The sequence below is a fragment of the Rhodopirellula sp. MGV genome (assembly GCF_002251265.1).
GTDB classification, from domain to species: Bacteria; Planctomycetota; Planctomycetia; order Pirellulales; family Pirellulaceae; genus Stieleria; species Stieleria baltica_A.
Genome location: NZ_NPDI01000047.1, coordinates 122,924 through 141,955, shown reverse-complemented (window position 1 = coordinate 141,955; position 19,032 = coordinate 122,924). Strand labels below are relative to the sequence as shown.

Annotated in this window: 15 protein-coding genes; 8 read left to right on the top strand and 7 right to left on the bottom strand. The window is 54.6% G+C overall.

The features are described from left to right. Positions 1-46 precede the first annotated feature (46 nt). Positions 47-886, bottom strand: a complete 840-nt coding sequence (locus CGZ80_RS17305; RefSeq protein WP_094416702.1) for a methyltransferase domain-containing protein — start codon at positions 884-886, stop codon at positions 47-49. Positions 887-937: 51 nt separating this feature from the next. Then, positions 938-1,654, bottom strand: coding sequence for a YceI family protein (locus CGZ80_RS17300; protein ID WP_094416700.1), 717 nt, complete (start codon positions 1,652-1,654; stop codon positions 938-940). 344 nt (positions 1,655-1,998) lie between these two features. On the opposite strand from CGZ80_RS17300, the gene CGZ80_RS17295 reads away from it, so the two are divergent. Both CGZ80_RS17295 and CGZ80_RS17290 read left to right on the top strand, forming a co-directional pair. Continuing rightward, the gene (locus CGZ80_RS17295; RefSeq protein ID WP_094416698.1) at positions 1,999-2,757 is read left to right on the top strand and encodes a hypothetical protein; all 759 of its coding nucleotides are present in this window, start codon (positions 1,999-2,001) and stop codon (positions 2,755-2,757) included. A gap of 143 nt (positions 2,758-2,900) precedes the next feature. Continuing rightward, positions 2,901-3,704, top strand: coding sequence for a hypothetical protein (locus CGZ80_RS17290; RefSeq protein WP_143543999.1), 804 nt, complete (start codon positions 2,901-2,903; stop codon positions 3,702-3,704). Between the two features lie 51 nt (positions 3,705-3,755). Here the strand turns inward: CGZ80_RS17290 and malQ are convergent, their stop codons facing one another. Together malQ and CGZ80_RS17280 are read right to left on the bottom strand one after the other, a co-directional pair. After that, the gene (gene malQ, locus CGZ80_RS17285) at positions 3,756-5,273 is read right to left on the bottom strand and encodes a 4-alpha-glucanotransferase (RefSeq protein ID WP_094416694.1); all 1,518 of its coding nucleotides are present in this window, start codon (positions 5,271-5,273) and stop codon (positions 3,756-3,758) included. Positions 5,274-5,583: 310 nt separating this feature from the next. Further along, a complete protein-coding gene (locus CGZ80_RS17280; RefSeq protein WP_094416825.1) occupies positions 5,584-6,249 on the bottom strand; it encodes a sugar phosphate isomerase/epimerase family protein in 666 nt (221 codons plus the stop codon). 230 nt (positions 6,250-6,479) lie between these two features. On the opposite strand from CGZ80_RS17280, the gene CGZ80_RS28315 reads away from it, so the two are divergent. Next, complete coding sequence (locus CGZ80_RS28315; protein WP_198953723.1) at positions 6,480-9,365, top strand: PSD1 and planctomycete cytochrome C domain-containing protein; 2,886 nt, start codon at positions 6,480-6,482, stop codon at positions 9,363-9,365. Between the two features lie 41 nt (positions 9,366-9,406). Continuing rightward, positions 9,407-10,912, top strand: a complete 1,506-nt coding sequence (locus CGZ80_RS17265; RefSeq protein ID WP_094416692.1) for a DUF1501 domain-containing protein — start codon at positions 9,407-9,409, stop codon at positions 10,910-10,912. A 25-nt stretch (positions 10,913-10,937) separates the two neighbouring features. On the opposite strand, the gene mgtE is transcribed toward CGZ80_RS17265, so the two are convergent. Both mgtE and efp read right to left on the bottom strand, forming a co-directional pair. After that, on the bottom strand, positions 10,938-12,284 hold the full coding sequence (gene mgtE / locus CGZ80_RS17260; protein WP_094416690.1) for a magnesium transporter: 1,347 nt from the start codon (positions 12,282-12,284) through the stop codon (positions 10,938-10,940). Next, entirely contained in the window at positions 12,284-12,853 is a 570-nt protein-coding gene (gene efp, locus CGZ80_RS17255) for an elongation factor P (protein WP_094416688.1), read from the bottom strand. Before efp ends, mgtE begins: the two co-directional genes overlap by 1 nt. Positions 12,854-13,102: 249 nt before the next feature. On the opposite strand from efp, the gene epmB reads away from it, so the two are divergent. After that, positions 13,103-14,053 (top strand): EF-P beta-lysylation protein EpmB, encoded by a 951-nt coding sequence (gene epmB, locus CGZ80_RS17250; protein ID WP_198953722.1) that lies wholly within the window; start codon positions 13,103-13,105, stop codon positions 14,051-14,053. 28 nt (positions 14,054-14,081) lie between these two features. Here the strand turns inward: epmB and mtnA are convergent, their stop codons facing one another. Beyond that, positions 14,082-15,116, bottom strand: a complete 1,035-nt coding sequence (gene mtnA, locus CGZ80_RS17245; protein ID WP_409994553.1) for an S-methyl-5-thioribose-1-phosphate isomerase — start codon at positions 15,114-15,116, stop codon at positions 14,082-14,084. 250 nt (positions 15,117-15,366) lie between these two features. Here mtnA and CGZ80_RS17240 point away from each other — a divergent pair, with 250 nt between their 5' ends. The 3 genes from CGZ80_RS17240 to CGZ80_RS17230 all read left to right on the top strand — a co-directional run bounded on the left by CGZ80_RS17240 (position 15,367) and on the right by CGZ80_RS17230 (position 19,027). After that, positions 15,367-16,677, top strand: a complete 1,311-nt coding sequence (locus tag CGZ80_RS17240) for a prepilin peptidase (protein ID WP_233148486.1) — start codon at positions 15,367-15,369, stop codon at positions 16,675-16,677. A 1-nt stretch (position 16,678) separates the two neighbouring features. Beyond that, the gene (locus CGZ80_RS17235) at positions 16,679-17,428 is read left to right on the top strand and encodes a methionine-R-sulfoxide reductase (protein ID WP_233148485.1); all 750 of its coding nucleotides are present in this window, start codon (positions 16,679-16,681) and stop codon (positions 17,426-17,428) included. Positions 17,429-17,533: 105 nt separating this feature from the next. After that, complete coding sequence (locus tag CGZ80_RS17230) at positions 17,534-19,027, top strand: Gfo/Idh/MocA family protein (protein ID WP_233148484.1); 1,494 nt, start codon at positions 17,534-17,536, stop codon at positions 19,025-19,027. The last annotated feature ends 5 nt before the right edge of the window (positions 19,028-19,032 follow it).

Genomic DNA, 19,032 nt, shown 5'->3' with positions numbered 1-19,032 from the left:
ATTGCCAGTGGCATCCATGCATCGTTCCTTCAACAGCGAAGACGCTCTATTGGCGAGGCTTTTCGGCGATGATTGCGCCGTATTGCATCGCACCACTACGGTAGGCTTCCAACAACGTGTCGAAGCCGTCTAAAAATTCGACTTGGTCCTGGTCCAGGACCTTTGCAATGTGACGAACGCCGGTTCGTGAGACTCGGCGTTTGCAGATTTCCCAGGTTTTGGCAGCCCGATCAGTCCAATCGATTTTGTCACGGACGACCAACCCGGCACTGGTCATCCAATTCGCATAGTCGTCTTGCGTCGCAAGTGAAGGACAAACAAACCGTCGGCAGACTTCTTCTACCTGTTGCCGGTGATCGTGACGCGAGGTGTCTTGGCCTTCAAACCAAACCGCAATCGCCATTCGCCCGCCTGGTCGCAACCAGCGTGCCGCGTTCTGAAAGAAAGCGGGTTTGTCATAGAGATGTTCCGTGCATTCGATGCTCCAGACGACATCGAATTGGTTCTCCGAAAACTGAATGCGTTCGGCGTCGTCTGCGATGAATCGCGTTCGTTTCGATTGACCTTTCAGAGACGCAGTCACTGCTGCCCAGCGGCGTTGGATCGGGCTGAGCGTCACGCCGGTTACATGGCAACCACGATGTTTGGCCAAGCGGATCGACGAGCCTCCCATGCCACAACCGATATCAACAACTTGGTCACGACTGTCAACCTGAATGAGGTCTGCCAACGTATCGGTCAGTTGACATTGGGCTTGGAACGACGACTCGTTACCCGACCATAGTCCGTGATGAATGTGTGGTCCCCAAAGCAACCAGTAGAACGCTGTGCCGAGTTGATAATGTTGGCGGATCGTGTTCTTCTCAACGCCTTCGACAGCAATCATGCTGCATTCCTTAAATGGAGGTTCTGAGGGATTCGCTGGTGAGGCACGCGACTACTGATCAACGCTCGTTGGCACGGTCGATTCGATGCTCGGTGCAACCCAAAGATCACCATGGATCCGCAAAGCGTTTGCGACCCCGATCGCGCCAAACGCTTTCGAAAACGGTGTGATGCCAAAGTCTGTTTGTTTGATCACGAAGTTTCCACGAACGTGCAACCAACCGCGTTCTTGTTCAACTTCCGCTTTGACAGTCAAAGGGCGCTTGCGACCGTGCAGTGTGAACTCGCCGACCAGTTCATAAACCGCCTTGCTGCTGCCGGCGGTTTCTTGAGCCGCAAGCGCAGACTTAATGGCAAACGTTGCTGTCGGGTAGCGTGAGACGTTCAGAATGTCGGTGCCTTTCATATTCGCGTTGACGTCACGGCGGGTGCCAGAATCGGTCGTCCCAGAAAGGCCGATGTATTTGCGGGCTCGTGGTGTATCTGCGTCAAAGGATGTCATGTCGAAGACGAGTTCGCCTGCGTTCGTTTGAGCCCCCAATTGCAACGTGCCCGATTCCAATTTTCCTTCGATCGCGTGCTGGTGCCCCAATCCCGTTTTGTCAACGAAGGTGTAAACGCGGCTGAATTCGGTGTTCAAGTCGCCCGGATGCAGCTTCGATGGGGAGGCCGATTGGTTTTGTGCGACAGCGACTGTCGCATTGCCGTAAAGCAACAGCAGGGTGCACGCCGCAAGAACGGTCGTCCTGAATGACCGACGCAAATTCATTTGAAGTCCCTTTCGGATGAGTGCGATTTAAGATCGCTGTGAATCAGCTAAGTACGAAAGGTATAGTATTTCCGGTTTTGCCGCCATCGGAATTGGGCAAAGAAAGCGGTAAGCGGGAGTATCGCAGTCACCCACTGACGAAAGTTGGTGGTGTGTTGTGGTCCAGCGGAGCGTGCGTTTTCGGATCGGTATGTGCCGTTTTTGGCACGAGACGTGGGCTCACGTCATTGTTTCAGCGGAGTGCGTATAATTGACGCTGCCCGTTTGATCCTGATTCGTTCGAACCGGCAAAGACTTAATCGCTCAATCAGCCCCCCCGCCATTCGATACATTGCACCCGATCGATGATCCAGCTTGACGCCGCACACTTTTCGAATCTGACCAGCGCCGTTCAACGAACTGGCAGTTTGACCGGAGGTGCCGTTCGAGGCCTACCCAACGATGTCGTGATTGATGGATTGCACGGCGTCCAATCCTATGGGTCAGCGATCGCAGAAGCCCAGAAGGAGTTTCAACTCGGCCGGGCACGCACGGCGTTGGAGCGGGTGCGTCAATTGGAGACCAGCTTTAGCAGCTCGGTCGGCCAATGGAATGGAACCGTAAACTCGATCATCTCCGGAGCCAAACAAGGCCGGCAAGCTGTGCCAGCAGCGAAATTAAACGAGGTTCGAAACGCGCAGACGCGAATGCAAGTGTTAGTGGGACCGGCGACAAAGGCGTTCCGCGATTTAATCAGCGCACTTGAATTCGAGATCTCGCTGGAAGGCCATCAAGGCGGGGAAGACAAGGATGCCGACAATCTCGCAGCGGATGATGGAATCCCGACGATCCCGGAGCCATTTACGAAGGGGTACCACGTTGTCACGCAATTGCACCTTGAACGAGGTGGTGACAACAAAGCCCGTGTGGTACCCCAGTTCGAACCTAAGCAGTTCTATCTTCTTGTCGGCGATGAATCTGCACGCGTCGTCCGTGTGGACGAACTGAATCAATCTTCCCTCGCCGTCTATGACTTTGAATTAGAAGACAACACGACGCTTGAAGGGAAGCAGTTGATCGCTCAGTTGCGACGTGGCGTCTGGGCCATCTCACGCGAACACTAGAATGCGGTCGGCGCAAAGACGCCGATATCTGGCGGATTGCGACTTCCTGCAGCGTTTGCCCGCAATTTTGCTGCAAATTCGAACTCATTTATCCGCCGAAATTGACAAATTTCAGGCACAAAATTCCACCCACCAAATGGGCTATGAATCTTGCCGGATTTCCGCATTTTTCCGCTTGCATTTTTTATTCTGTTAATAGAATCATCCGGGGGGCACCAGAACAGCACATACGGACGAAAGGTTACACCTTGATGTTAAACAGCCTCAGATCAGTGATATTTCTCGCCACCCTGTTGGCGGCTGCCAACTCAATTCAGGCTGGCATATTAAGACTTGAAATCGGCGGAATTGAGCTCACCAATTCCCCGGCAGACGACATTGCTTCTGATGCTATCGTGGTCACCTTTGATGACATGGGAACTTCAGGTTCCGTGCGGGTGACAATCGACTTCCAAGGCGGCACTGGGGTCGATACGCAAGCAAAGCTCAACGATATCGTTTTCAATCTTGATCCGAGCCAGTCGATTAGCAGCTTTGCCTTCGTCGAAGGAATTGCGGCGACGAAGAACGGAACGCAGCAAATCTTTTACAGCGCGGCGGGCGTGGGAACAGGTGCACTTGCCGGTGCGAACATTCTGTTTGATTTCCCACCGCCAGGACATGACCCACCACTGCAGCCCGGTAGCAAGTCGGTTTACGATATTTTTGGCTCTGCAGGGCTTACCGCGGCTTCGTTCAATGTGAGCGGCGGTTCACAACCCGCAACGTCACCATTCATCGCTGCGGTACACATCAACGCGGTGAACAACGGCGAAAGCGGGCACTTCAAAGCGACTGTCACCACTCCGCCCGGCAACCCACCGCACCATACGCCCGAACCAGGCGCTATGGCGATCTTTGCAGCGTTTACCGGACTGCTCGCGGTCGGACGTAAACGGAAGGCCTGAAGAAAGTAACCAGACCTGAATTGAATTCTTTGAACGCTAGTGGCATTGTTGCTAACTAGCGTTCTTTGTTTTACCACGCCCTGCAGCGACGGTAAGTTCTCTTAATCGGTCTGACAATTCGTCGCTGAAGGCCAAGTAAGGACAACGCCAACGCCAACACTCTGAACCGACGCCAGGAATGTTCATTCGAGCCGTTTCGTCGTAGGAAAGAAGATCCTGCACCGGCGCAATCGCGACGTGCGAGGGCGACTCCCAAATCAACTTGATCAAATCCCATGCGACCGAATCAGCGGTCACTTCATGGCCAACATATTGGTTTAGGTTTCCGGCTTCATGTGCCGTCATCTCATTCTTGAACCAGCCAACTGCGGTGTTGTTGTCGTGCGTTCCGGTGTAGGCAACAGAGTTTTCGGCGTAGTTGTGTGGCAGGTACGGGTGTTTCTCGAGGTCATCTCCGAAACCAAACATGAGGACCTTCATGCCGCCCAATCCGTACTGGTCCATCACTTCATAAACATCGTCGGTGATCGTCCCTAAGTCTTCTGCGACGAATCGCTTGGAATCGATCTCGCTGAACACCGTCTTCAAGAAGTCTTGGACCGGAACGTCGGCCCAGTGTCCGTTGATTGCGGTTTTCTCGCCGGCTGGGACTTCCCAGTATTGGACCAAACCGCGGAAGTGATCGATTCGGATCTCATCGTAAAGCTTGATGTTGTGTTTGAATCGATCGATCCACCAGCGGAAGTTTTGCTGCTTCAAGACATCCCAGCGATAAACCGGATTTCCCCAAAGCTGTCCCGTCTCGCTGAAGTAATCCGGCGGCACACCGGCGACCCACTCGGGGCGGAATTTTTTATCTAGCTTGAAGCACTCGGGACTGGACCAAACGTCAGCGCTATCGGTTTCCACGTAAATGGGTAAATCGCCCATCACCTGGACACCTTTCTGATGGCAGTAATCGCGGACCGATTGCCATTGCTTCCACACGATGAATTGGACGAATCGGTGATACATCAAATCGTGTTCGTAGAGCTTCGCGAATCGCTGCATCTCCTTTTCGTCACGATAGCGAAACGGCTCCGGCCAACTGCACCAGATCTCACCCCCGAACACCTGCTTCAACACGACAAACCGAACGTAGTCTTCGAGCCAACCAGAAGACTCTTGCTGGAACGCTTCAAACTCAGCGGTGAAAGCGTTGGTCTTTTGAAAGTTTTCGAACGCTTGCATGAGCAGGGCTTCTTTCAGCATCTTGACTCGCCGAAAGTGCGCCGGACCGCTCTCTTGAGCATAGATGTATTCGACGTGCTCTTGAGTCGTGAGGCCTTCGCGCAGCAGGATTTCAGGGCTGACCAATAATGGGTTCAACGCGAACGCCGACAGACTGCTGTAGGGAGAGTTGCCGGTCAGTGAGCTGGTCACGGTCAGTGGCAGGATTTGCCAGACGGACTGTTCCGCAGAGGCCAAGAAATCAACAAACCGAAAGGCTTCTGGCCCGAGATCGCCAATTCCGAAACGACCGGGCAACGAGGTGACGTGCATCAGCACGCCGCTTTTTCTGTCATTCATTCGAAAGAATCTGAATCGTCGTTTTGTTCAATTTGTGACGTAAGACGGAGACCATGCAACGGTTGCTGACGCCAAATGCCTGCCAAGTCAGTCTACCGCTGCGGGACAAACGCCACCGAGCTTGCCGCGATTAAAACGTCGCTGGCGTCTTGCGATCCTTGTCACGTCCCGAAGGTGGGCCGAACGTCCCTTAGAAAAACGCGCAAATGCGCCACGAATGAATCTAGGTCATGGTGAATGTCGGTGAGTGACCGAAAACTCTCGATCAACTAACAATCTGAGCGTCATCGACGCGTTCCCCCACCAACGCTTACTGTCGAGTGATCGTCCGGAAGGCATTGATCGAACGCTTTAGATTCTCTTGCCGATCCCCGGGGATTGCGTAGCACTGCAAGCCGATCGGTCCGCTGAACTCGATTGCTTGAAGTGTTCCAAAGAGGCGTTGCTGAGGAAAATCGCCGCGATCGAGTGTTTGAATCAGTTCGCTCCAACTATCCCCATCGACGTTCGCACCGCAGGTACTGACCGCTCCCAAGACCGGCGCGATGCGTTGTAGTGTTCTCTCCAAGTCGTCGGGCGACTCGTTCTTTAAGTAGTGGCAAAGATTAAACATGATCCCGAGGTTGGGATGGCTGACCTCTTCTATTAGCTTCATCGCATCGGAAGTGGTCGCAATGGCGAACCCGTGGTGTGGATACAGCACGACCTTGATCCCCATCGATTGCGCCAAAGTCGCCGTTTGCCGGACGGCCTCGACGGTCTTTGGCGTACGACGCTGAACGGTGAGCTCGATCATCGCACCACGGTTCGCGAGAGGTCGAATGGCTTCGGCGTTGATTGGACGGTCATCCACATTCAGGTAAACGCTCAAGACGCTCAATCCCGCCGCTTCAAATGCAGCCACCTTCGTCGCCAACGCTTCACCCGAAACCTGGATCTGGCTGACACCGTCATATCCCAGCTTTTTCAGTGTCATCGCGGCATCGGAATCACTGCCCGACGGCAATCCATTTTCGAACGCGAAAAACTTCAGTTGGGTTGGTTCCGAAATTTGGGTCTGTCCCAAACCGAGGTTTGCGAGCGATAGCACCAGGCAAAGAACGTGCGAAAGTCTGAACACTTCGGGTACCGGTGGTTGTGTGAGTCGTAAAACGAACAGTGTACCGAAAGACCCTCGCAAGCGGACACAACAGCTATAATGTCTCGATGCGATACACCACTTTCATTGCGACGCTCATCGCCTCGGGACTGCTCGTCGGATCATCATCGACGGCTAGCGAATTGGACTTTTCCCGAGACGTGTTGCCGATTTTGTCCGACAAGTGTTTTGCCTGTCATGGCCCGGACACCGACGACGGATTACTGAGGCTCGATACCGCCGACTTCGCGTACGAAGATCTTGGCGGCTATCGCGCCGTTGATCCTGATACGCCAAACGATAGCGAGCTGCTGCAGCGGATCCAATCGAACGATGATCCTATGCCGCCGGTCGATGCCGACAAGCAATTGACTGACAAAGAACGCGAAACACTGGCTGAGTGGGTTTTGCAGGGTGGGTCCTACGGTGTCCATTGGGCATTCGTTCCGCCAACGGCGTCAGGCCGACTCGACAAACACGAAGAATGCTCGGTCGACGTGTTCATCGAGCAGCAATTGAACGAACACAATCTCGAATTTGCTCCCGAAGCCGATCGGCGAACGTTGGCTCGGCGTGCGGCGTTAGTTTTGACTGGCCTGCCACCGGAGTCCAACCAGCTGGAAAAGTACCTCACCAGCGACAAGGACAACGCGTTTGAAGAATTCGTTGACCAACTGCTGGCGAGTCCGCGATTTGGCGAACATCAAGCGAGGTTCTGGTTGGACGCTGTCCGGTACGGTGACACCCACGGGCTCCATCTCGATAACCGCCGCGGGATCTATCCCTACCGTGATTGGGTGATCAAAGCGTTCAACGATAACTTACCGCTTGATCAATTCATTCAGTGGCAGCTCGCCGGTGACATGGTGGAGACAGATTCGATTGAGCCTTTGGTTGCCAGTGGCTTTGTGCGTTTGAACCCCAGCACCGGTGAAGGAGGCGCAATCGAAGAAGAGTTCCAAGCGAAGAATAGTTTCGATCGAGTGGAAACATTGGGCACGGTGTTCCTAGGTTTGACGCTGACTTGTTCAAGATGCCATAACCACAAGTACGACCCGATCTCGCAACAGGAATACTACGAACTGCTTGCGTTCTTCAATAACACCGCTGAACCGGCTCTCGACGGGAACTCGTATACGTACGGTACGACCGTCGAGGCGCCGAGTAACCAACAACAATGGCAACATTGGACGAAGCTTGAACGTGAAGCGATTCGCTTGACCGAATCAGCCAGACAAACGGTGCGGGGCGAGGAGACCGACAGCCCGGATCGCTTGATGGAATTCGCATCCGGGCGAAAAACTGATTCTGCACCGGTATGCTTTGTCTCCGACGCGATTCGGTCCGATGCAGGCCCACCGGCGTTTCCTAGCCAATCCTCGACCAGCGATACCGAATGGAAGAAGCTGGAAAACTGGAACGGCAAAGTCGATGAATCGATCGAGTTGCTCGCCCACCGGAAACCGGATTGGTCGCGATGGATCGCATTTAAGGTTGACTGTGATTCGCCGCAAACGTTTGTACTCTCGTACTCCGGTGGTAGCGGAAGCGACGTGTTCCTTGATAACGAGCAAGTCGCTCAAACACGCGCCGATGAATTGATCGATGATCGGGAGCTGCTGCTGTTGTCGGTTTCGGCAGGAACTCACGAGGTGATGGTCAAACTGGTCGGCGACGAAACAATCTCTCGGACGGAGTTGTCCTGGCATTCGCCGTGGGCTGGTGTTTCGACCGCCGGTTGGAAACATGCATCACTTGAAAATCGACTTTGGATGATTGCCGATCCCAACGGTCCTTTCAACGAAACGCATTTCGCGCAGACAGCTCATTCGATGGCTCGGGCGATCCATCGCCTTCGCAAACAGTTCACGACGACACTGGTCGCAAAGGAATTGCCCACGCCGCGTAACACGCACATTCTGCGTCGCGGCGAATACGACCTGCCCATTGGTGATCCGCTACAGCCTGGCGTGTTGAGCGTCCTGAACGGCTTCCCAGACGCGGCACCACGGAATCGCTTGGGGTTAGCCCAATGGATGACGTCTCCCGATAATCCGTTGCCGTCACGCGTACTCGTGAACCGAATGTGGCAGCGTGTCTTTGGGGCTGCCTTGGTCCGTACGCCAGAAGATTTTGGTGTTCAAGGCGAATACCCTACGCATCCCGATCTGCTCGATTGGTTGGCGATTGAGCTGCAGCAAAGCGGTTGGGATTTTAAACACATGATGCGGTTGTTGGTCACCAGCCAAACCTTTCGACAGGATTCAACTTGGCGTGACGACGCGAACGATCCGGAAAATCGTTTGTTCGCTCGCGGTCCCGCATTTCGATTGGATGCTGAGGTCATTCGTGACATTGGACTTTGGGCCAGTGGCCTGCTCGATCCGACCATGGGCGGCGAAGGGATCAAACCCTATCAACCGGAAGGGATGTGGAAGGCCCTCGCACACCCGGCGAGCAACACTCGCCATTATGAACCGGACCAGGGGCAACGTCTTTATCGACGAAGCATTTACGTTTATTGGAAACGGACCAGTCCGCATCCAATGATGACGTTGTTCGATGCTCCCGATCGCGAATCCAGCTGTGTGCGCCGAAGTCGTACGAATACGGCGTTGCAGTCGCTCGCGATGCTGAACGAAAGCCAACGGATGGACATGGCGCGGGCACTTGCGGGACGCTTGCTTTCCACGTGTGATCATGACGAAGCACGCGTGCAATTGCTCTTTGAAATCGTTGCCGCCCGACCGCCTCTGAAAAACGAATCCGACACCTGTATGGAACTGCTCGATCAGATGCGTAAGCGTTACCAAACCGATCAGGGGGCCGCAGCGGCATTGATCAAAGTTAGAACAGACGATCAACCAAGCGAACTCAATCTTGTTGAAACCGCCGCGTGGACTCAGGTAACCAGCGTCGTCTTGGCCAGCGATCTGGCAGTGATGTTGTACTAGTGCGGCCCCGGATATGAAGCGAGTAGCAGAGTAACAGACTGATGAATCCAATCCGAGAACATGAATTGATGACCACCCGCCGACAGTTGTTTGGCCGGGGGGCATTGGGGGTGGGGACTGCCGCGTTGGCGAACCTGTTCGGAGACAGCGCACGTGCTGATCAACGTCCGACCGCCAAGGAACATGGCGGGCTGCATCACGCGCCCAAAGCAAAGAGCGTGATTTACCTGTTCATGAGTGGCGGTCCCAGCCAACTGGATTTGTGGGACTACAAACCGCTACTTGAGAAAAAGTTTAGCGAACAGTTGCCAGCTGAGATTCGAGATGGCCAGCGAATCACCGGCATGACGGCGAATCAGCAAAATGGTTTGCCACTATGTCCTAGCAAGTACAAATTCCGAAAAGTCGACAATCAATCCGATGGTGTTTGGGTCAGCGAATTGCTGCCTCACACGGCGACCGTTGCGAACGAGCTTTGCGTGGTACGGTCAACGTTCACCGAAGCGATTAATCATGACCCCGCGATCACGTACATTCAAACGGGTAGCCAGGTTCCGGGCCGACCGAGCCTTGGGGCATGGCTCAGCTACGGTTTGGGGACAATGAATGAGAATTTGCCGCATTACGTTGTGATGCACGCACGCACGAACTTCGCCGAACAGAGTCTGTTCAATCGTCTGTGGGGAACCGGATTTTTACCCAGTGAACACCAAGGAATCCTGATGCGAAGCCAAGGTGATCCGGTGTTGTACCTGAGCAATCCCGAAGGCATCAGCCACCAAGATCGCCGCAAACAGCTCGATGCACTCACGGCACTCAATCAATCCCAACATCAACGATTCGGACATCCTGAGGTGCTCGAACGCATCAAGCAGCACGAGATGGCGTACCGAATGCAAACGTCGGTTCCGGAGTTGATGGACTGGTCCGATGAATCGGCAGAGACACTGAACTTGTACGGTGAGGATGTGAATACACCGGGGACCTTCGCGGCTTGCTGTTTAAATGCACGACGGTTGGTCGAACGTGGTGTACGCAACGTTCAAATTTTTCATCGAGGTTGGGACGCCCACGGACGGTTGCCGACCGAACATGAATCCCAATGCAAAGACATCGATCAAGCCTGTGCGGCGCTGATCAAGGACTTGCGACGAAGAGGGCTGCTGGACGAAACGCTCGTCGTTTGGGGCGGTGAATTTGGTCGGACGGTTTATTGTCAAGGCAACCTGACCCGTGAAGATTACGGTCGTGATCATCACCCGAGATGCTTTACAACTTGGATGGCAGGCGGAGGCGTGCGATCGGGGATCACCTACGGCCATACGGACGACTATGGATACAACATCGCCGACTCCGACGGCGTGCCGCTCTATCCACAGCCAAGCAAAGAAAAGTGGACGCCAGGGACCATGCACATCCACGACCTCAATGCAACGATATTGCATCTGCTTGGGATAGACCATCGAAAGCTGACGTCCCGTTACCAAGGTCGCGATTTCAGACTGACCGATATCGACGGTCATGTCTTACACGATTTGATCGCCTAATTTCTCTCGTTGCCGTATTGGCCGATTACAACAACATGCGAGCGATGTTGATGTAAATGATGATCCCAAGGATGTCGACAATCCCGGCGACAAACGGATTGCTCATCATGGCCGGGTCCAGGCCAAGACGCTGAAAAATCAGCGGCAATGAAGCACCGAAGAAACATCCCACAAAGATGACAGCGACCAACGTGAGCGGAATCACACACGCTGCCGTCAATGAAGGAGCGAGGAAGATCGCGACGGCGTAGCCGATCAATGCGAGAAACGTGCCGAGGACGGTCGCGACGATGATTTCTCGGCCGAGGACGCTGCGCCAATCCGAGATTTCAACTTGCCCGCTGGTCATCGCAGTGATCACCAACGTCGCGGACTGGCTGCCCGAGTTTCCGCCGGCACTGATGATCAATGGAATGAACGAAACCAGCCAAATGTAGGTGTTGAGCTCTTCGTGGTAGTGTTCGAGCGCGAACGCGGTGAGCAACGCTGCGAAGAACAGGATGATCAACCAGATGCCACGTTTCCATGACAGGGTCAACAGGCCGATTCGCAAGTAATCTTCTTCCAGCGGTTCGACCGCCGCAATTCGCTGAGCGTCTTCGGTCAGTTCTTCGCGGACAACATCGATCACGTCGTCATGGGTGATGATTCCCAGCAACTGCCGCCCGGAGTCGACAACTGGAATCGCCAACAAGTTAAAGTGTTCGACCTTTTCGGCGACCGATTCTTGGTCTTCGTCAACTTCGGCGACGATGACATCGGTCTCCATCAGTTGCCCAATCGTTTTCTCGGGCGTGCGGAGTGACGAAACCAATTGTCGCGTTGAAACGATACCGCGAAGCAAGTGATCGTCGTCAACGACATACAGGTAGTAAATCGTTTCTAGTTCGCTCGCCTGATTGCCGAGGGCTTCGAGAGCTCCGGTGACGGTCAGCGATTCAGAGAGCATCGCGACTTCGGACGTCATCAACGCCCCGGCGGTGCCTTCGTGGTACGAGCACAGGCGTTGGATATCGCGTCGATCAGCGACTGGCAACAGCGGCAAAATCGCTTGGGCTCGCGATGGTGTCAGCTGTTGAAACAAGTCGACACGGTCATCGGAAGGAATCCGATCGACGAGCGCAGCGACCTGCCGAGGCTCTTGCGATTGCAAAAGCTCGACTTGTCGCTGTTCGTCAAAGTAGCCAAAGATTTCGGCACGGCGGTCTGGTTCCGCGTACTGCAGGACCGCCCACAAGTCTGTGTCCGCCAAACCCTCCATAAACTCTGCCGTGCGACCTGCGTTCAGTGCAGTGCAGAACTCCGTCAGCTCGGCCTCGTTGGTCTCGGCCAGCATTTCACGGAGTTCAGGCAGAAGGAGCGGGTTCACCATCAATTGCTGACGCGTTCGACGTATTCGCCAGTTCGAGTGTCAACTTTGATCACGTTGCCTTGCTTGATGAAGCCTGGCACGATGAACTCGGCACCGGTTTCAACCATTGCTGGCTTGGTAACGTTGGTCGCGGTATCACCCTTAGCACCAGGTGCGCACTCGGTGATTTCCAGTTCGACCATGACGGGAGCTTCGACAATGATTGCGTTGCCGTTGTACAACGTCATCGTGCAGATCATGCCGTCTTTGAGGTACTTCCAGATGTCTCCGGCGACCTTTTCGGGAACTTCGTATTGCTCGAAGGTTTCCTGGTGCATGAAGACATAGTCGGGGCCTTGGCGGTAGAGGAATGAGACGTCGGTAGTTTCGACATCTGCCGATTCCAGCGAGTCACCGCCTTTGTACGTCCGATCCAGGCTTGTTCCGCGGATCAGGTTCTTCAGCTTGCATTTGTAAAGTGCGTTGCCCTTACCAGGCTTGACGAACATCATTTCCGTCATCAGGTAAGGTTCGCCATCAATTTGGACCTTCAGCCCTTTTCGAAAATCGCTTGTGTTGTAAGTTGCCATGTTTTCGTTCGGCTCCGTTGAATTCCGTCCCGGCGAGCGTGTAGGGGAATGATTGGCTCGGCAGTTTACCGGCCAAAACTCGTTTTGTCCTCACCAGCTTTCCGCCCTGTTTTATCCGGCAATGCCCTTTTCGTCACCGGGCCTTTAACCATGTTCTCAAACGATCTTTCCACAGCGACCGAGACCGTGACATTTCGCGGGCCTCGGGCCGATCGCAACCCCGGATCATCAGTGTCCTGGCAATCGGCAATGAAACACGCGATTCGCAGCGGCGAGGAACTGTGCCGATACGTTGGGATCGATCCGGAAACTGCAGGGGTGCTGGAAAATCGATTTCCGACGTTTGTCCCACGTGAGCTTGCCAACCGGATCAAACGGGGGGACCCGAGCGATCCAATCTTACGTCAGGTTTTGCCGGTCACGAATGAAACCGTCGAGGCAGCGGGGTTTGTTTCCGACCCTGTCGGCGATTTGAACGCCAGTCAAACCGGCGGCGTTTTGCACAAATACCATGGTCGTGCCTTGATTGTCACTCATGGGGCCTGCGCAGTCCATTGCCGATACTGCTTTCGACGGGAGTTCCCCTACTCCGAATTGAACGCCCAAAAATCCAAGTGGGCTCCGGCACTGGACTACATTCGCAACGACGCGACGATCGAAGAAGTCCTGCTGAGTGGCGGCGATCCGTTGACACTCTCCGACGCCAGCCTTGCAGGGCTGATCGATGAGTTGGCAGACATCGAACACGTGCAACGCGTTCGATTGCACACGCGGTTGCCGATCGTGATCCCTCAGCGTGTCACGTCAGAGTTGCTGAATCTGCTTGGCGGAACTCGACTGGGCGTTTGGATGGTGATCCATGCCAACCATTCTCAGGAGTTTGATGCAGCAGTGGACGCTTCGATCAAGCGATTGCGATCTGAGGGCGTTACGGTACTCAACCAATCGGTCTTGTTGGCCGGGATCAATGACGACGCGGACACGTTGATCGAGCTCTCCAAAACGCTGATCAACCGTGGTGTGCAGCCATACTATTTGCATCAGCTGGACAAAGTCCGCGGTGCCAGCCACTTTTGGGTTTCGCCGCAAGAAGGCCGTCAATTGGTGCAGCAAATGCGTGAATCGCTGCCTGGATATGCGGTTCCGACCTACGTCGTGGAAGAAGCGGGCGAACCGAGCAAAACGCCAATCGTGTCTTAGGAAAAGCTTGCCAGAAGCGACTCTGACGCTAAACGGTAGCCGCGAAATGCTCGCGAATATTTTCCAGATTCGGTGACTCGATCACTCCGATTTCGGTGATGATTGCGGTGACGAATTCAGCTGGCGTGACGTCGAACGCAGGATTCATCACATTCGCTTCGTCTGGAACGATCCGAGTTCCGTGTGGGCAGGCGACTTCGTCCCGATCGCGTTCTTCGATCGGGATGTCATCACCATCGATCAATTCCATGTCGAAGGTGTTGCTGGGCGCGGCAACGTAAAACGGTATGCCGTGGTGTCTGGCCAAAACCGCGACGGAATAGGTGCCAATCTTATTTGCGACATCACCGGCCGCGGTAATCCGGTCCGCGCCGACGATCACCGCTTTGATTTTGCCTTGTCGCATGAAAGCGCCCGCCATTGAATCGGTGATCACGGTGACGTCGACGCCTGCTTGAGAAAGTTCCCAGGCGGTCAATCGTCCGCCTTGCAGTAGCGGTCGTGTTTCGTCAGCGAAGACCTTGATTGCTCGTCCGGATTGGTGCAAGTGATAGATCGGCGCGAGTGCCGTTCCCCAAGTCGACGTGGCTAACCCTCCGGCGTTGCAGTGCGTCAACACGGAGTCGACTTCGCCGAGTAAGGCTGCGCCGTTTCGCCCGATGGAGCGGCACATCTTGCGATCTTCCTCATGAATTCTTCGCGCTTCGGCGATGAGCGTTTGTTTCAATTCGGGTTCCGGCGTCGTTTCAACCAACTCCTTCATCCGATCGAGAGCCCAGAACAAATTGACGGCGGTGGGGCGACTGGTCGCCAAAAATTCGATCGCTTCGAGGTAATCCTGCTTGGTAGCTGCGGCTCCGGGGTCGCCCGATTGTGCCAGACAAACGCCGTAGGCGGCAGCGATGCCGATGGCGGGGGCCCCACGGACAACCAGACGACGGATCGCACTATGAGTCTGTTCGACAGTCGTACAAACCAGATACGTTAATTGCATCGGCAATTTGGTTTGATCGATTAATTCCAGCTGGTCGGTCGTGAATCGAAGCGTTTCAGGGGCGTGCATCGCCATCGGTCCGGGCGTTGGAGGGATCGGTCGCCGTCGCTACATTAATGCCGTGTTAGATTATCAACGGTGCGGATTATCAACAGACAATCGACGCCGAGACATTAGATACTCTGCCTGCAAGGATTCAAACCGCCCGTTAGTCACCGAAGCACGTTTTACTCTCGTGTGGTGGACAGCGATTGCAGATTTACGATTCCTTTGGTGAAGATTCCCGTCTCGGGGGCAATCATTAAAGCAGGGTGATTCGATGGCGGGGTCGCTGTCGCTTGTAATTGGCTTTTATCCCACGAGACTGGTTCGCTTGATCAATTCTTGGATACTGCTGCCGATCGAGGGTCGTGTCTGTTTGTTGGCACTACTCGGCGTCTTGTTGGGCGTGTTCTGCAATTTTGCGATCTACAAATTTGCATGGACCCCGCGGCCAATCGGTCCTTGGCTAAAGCCCTCGCCGGACGTCCCAGCACGTCGGGTGAGCGATCGAATCCCAATTATCGGTTGGCTCGGATTGCGCCGTGAGCGACAAGTGCACGGCAACGGGTTTTGGGTGCGATCGATGCTGATCGAAATTGCGATGGCAATCGGCATTCCGATGTATTACTGGTACATCACCCAAACCGGCGCGGTGCTGCCGATCGGGTTTCGCAATGCTGCTTTCCTGGTCATCGCGGAACCCTACATGACAACGGTGTTCGCGTCGCACGTCGTGCTGATCACGATCATGGTCGCGGCCACGTTCATCGATTTTGATGAAAAAACGATCCCTGACATTTTGACGATCCCGGGGACGATTTTCGCGCTCGCGTTTTCTTGGCTCTCGATTTGGGTCTTCCTACCGTGGGACAGTCCAAACGGTCCAGAGCCAATCACGTTTGCCACACCGGGTGGAATTGACCCCGCGTGGCTTGGTCCCCAAGGCTGGTGGACGGCGATCGGCATTTGGTCGATGTGGTGCTTCGCGCTTGCCAACCGCCGCGTGATTTTGCGTCGTGGTTTGGCAAAGGCGGTTGTCTATTTCTGTGCCTCACTGGTGCGGAACTACAACTGGAAATTGTTGCTGGCGATTTGGATCAGCGGTGCGATTGCGATCCGTGTCCTTTATTCATTCAACGGGATTCCGTGGATCGGATTTCTGTCTGCACTGGTCGGCCTGGGGGTCGGGGGCGGCGTCGTGTGGACCATCCGAATCGTGGGCAGTCTGGCAATGCGCAGGGAAGCTCTTGGATTTGGAGACGTGACGTTGATGGCAATGGTCGGGGCGTTTATCGGCTGGCAGGGTTCAGTCATGGCGTTTTTCGTCTCTCCCATTGCCGCGATCGTGATCGTGTTGATCTACGCGATTTTGACGCGAAACGCCGAAATCCCCTTTGGGCCGTACCTTTGTGCGGGCACGATGCTGACAATTATTTGGTGGGACGACCTCGTCAGCGGTTGGTTCGTTGGGAACTTCGCCGTTCTGGGACAGTTCATCCTTTGGCTGTTCCTTGCCCTAGCGGGTATGATGGGTGTAATGCTGTTCTGTTATCGAGTTGCGATCGAGTGGTACCAGGGAAATGAATGAAATGAGCCAATCAACGAAAACACGGAGTTGGATCGCCGTTGCCGGTTCCACGGTGATGGGAGCCGCGATCCTGGCAGGGTGCGTCGAATCGGCACCGCAAGCATCCGTTAGCGACATCGTCGTGTCGGAAACCTCGGCACCAGCGGGCGATGCCGCCCCGGTCGACGAGGCAAAATCGCAAGACGAAAAACAGAAGACGACCGCGGTCAGTTCAGACGCGACAAGTTCAGCCAAGGAAAAGAAGATGAGCAGCGATTCGCAGAGCGACGAAATCAAGCAAGAAGAAAAGTCCGTCGAAAAGTACAACCCGCTGAATGCCAAGGAAGCGTATGTGATCATGCAGAAAGGCACCGAGGCTCCCGGCCCCGGCGGCTACACCATGACCAAAGACGCTGGCACCTATATCTGCCGCCGCTGCAACGCGGCGCTCTACAAGAGCGAAGCGAAGTTTGAAAGCCACTGTGGTTGGCCCAGCTTCGATGACGAAATTAAAAACGCGGTCAAACGCCAAACGGACGCTGACGGTTACCGCGTCGAAATTATTTGTAACAACTGTGGTGGCCACCTCGGCCACGTCTTCGAAGGCGAGCGATTCACCGAAAAGAACACTCGCCACTGCGTCAACTCGATTTCGATGAAGTTCATCGCTGAAGGCAAGCCGCTGCCACCGAAGTTGGTTAAAGAAGACATCGAAAAAGAAGAAGCAGAGGCGAAAGCGAAGAAAGAAGCAGCCGCAAAATCAGCCGAATAGTCGGCCGCTTTTCGCCGATTCGTCTTCCTGATTCATTCAGGTGTGATTGCGTGTTAGAATGTTTCCTTCCAGGCTACATTTCCTTCCACCAATCCCACCTTATCGATGAGCCAGACCAACAACTCGATCAATCGGCGTCAAATTCTGAAACAGACCGGGGTTGCCGCGGCAGCCGGTTGGATGGCGGGCAGCCAACTGATCATCACCGGCACCAAAGCGAGCGGCCAAATCAATGGTGCGAATGATCGAGTTCGCATTGCTGTCGCGGGGCTGAATGGCCGCGGCCAGTCACACATCGGTGGTTGGCGTGGCCAAAAGAATGTCGAGCTCGCTTACGTCGTTGACCCTGCCAGCAAAGTGCTGGCAAACACGATGAATTCGCTCGAAAAGCGTGCCACCGACAAACTGGTCACGCAGGGCGTCGATGATATCCGAAAAGCTCTCGACGATGACAGCTTGGACGCGATTTCGATCGCGACGCCAAACCATTGGCACTCGTTGATGACGATCTGGGCTGCGCAGGCGGGTAAACACGTCTACGTCGAAAAACCGATGAGCCACGACATCGAAGAAGGTCGTGTTGTCGTTGCCGCGCAAAAGAAATACGGTGTCGTGATTCAGCACGGTACCCAACGCCGCAGTGATGCTGGTATCGCCGGACTGCACGAAGCGCTCAAGTCGGGCAAACTGCCACGGCTAAAAATCGCCTATGGCTACTGCTGCAAACCGCGATCGGGAATCGGCTTTAAACCGGTGACGACGCCGCCAGCCGATCTGAATTGGGACCATTGGAAAGGCCCCGCCGTGATCGAGAACTATCACGCCAACTACGTGCCTTACAACTGGCATTGGTTCTGGGAAAGCGGAAACGGTGACCTCAACAATCAAGGGACTCACCAGTTGGATGTCGCACGGTGGGCGATCGATGACGATCAAACACACCCCGTTCGTACGATGGCGATCGGAAACCGGTTCCAATGGGATGACCAAGGCGTGACGCCCAACACCATGTTTGCGATGGCGGAGTATCCCAACGGACAAATGGTGTTCTTTAACGTTCGCAACGTGAACTACAAAGGCTACCAGCACCAAGTCTTTAACGAGTACTATCTCGAAGACGGAAGTGTGATCACCGGCGAAAGCAATTACAAAATCTTGCGTCCCGGCGCCGCAAAGCCAGAGCCACTGAAACTTGAACGCGGTGATGTCACACCGGGCGGCAACTGGGGTGCCTTCATCGCCGCCGTCCGCGCAAATGATCCCTCGATGGCGAACGGAAATGTCTCCGACGCGCATTATGGATGCGTGCTCGGACACATGATGAATAACTCTTACCGCCTAGGCGAAGAGGTCGCACTGTCAGGCAACCCGGTCGACTTCCAGAATGATGACGCGACCGAGCACTTCGAAAAACTTCGTTCGGTGATGACAGACGGAGTTGGTATTCCGAGTGACGCGAAATGGAAGCTCGGTCCACAATTAAGCTTCGATCCGAAATCAGAACGCTTTATCGGAGAACACTCCGAGGAAGCAAACAAGCTGGTCAAGGACCCGAACAATCCAGGCTATGAAGTGCCTTCGCTCGAGTCGATGAGCTGAGCGAA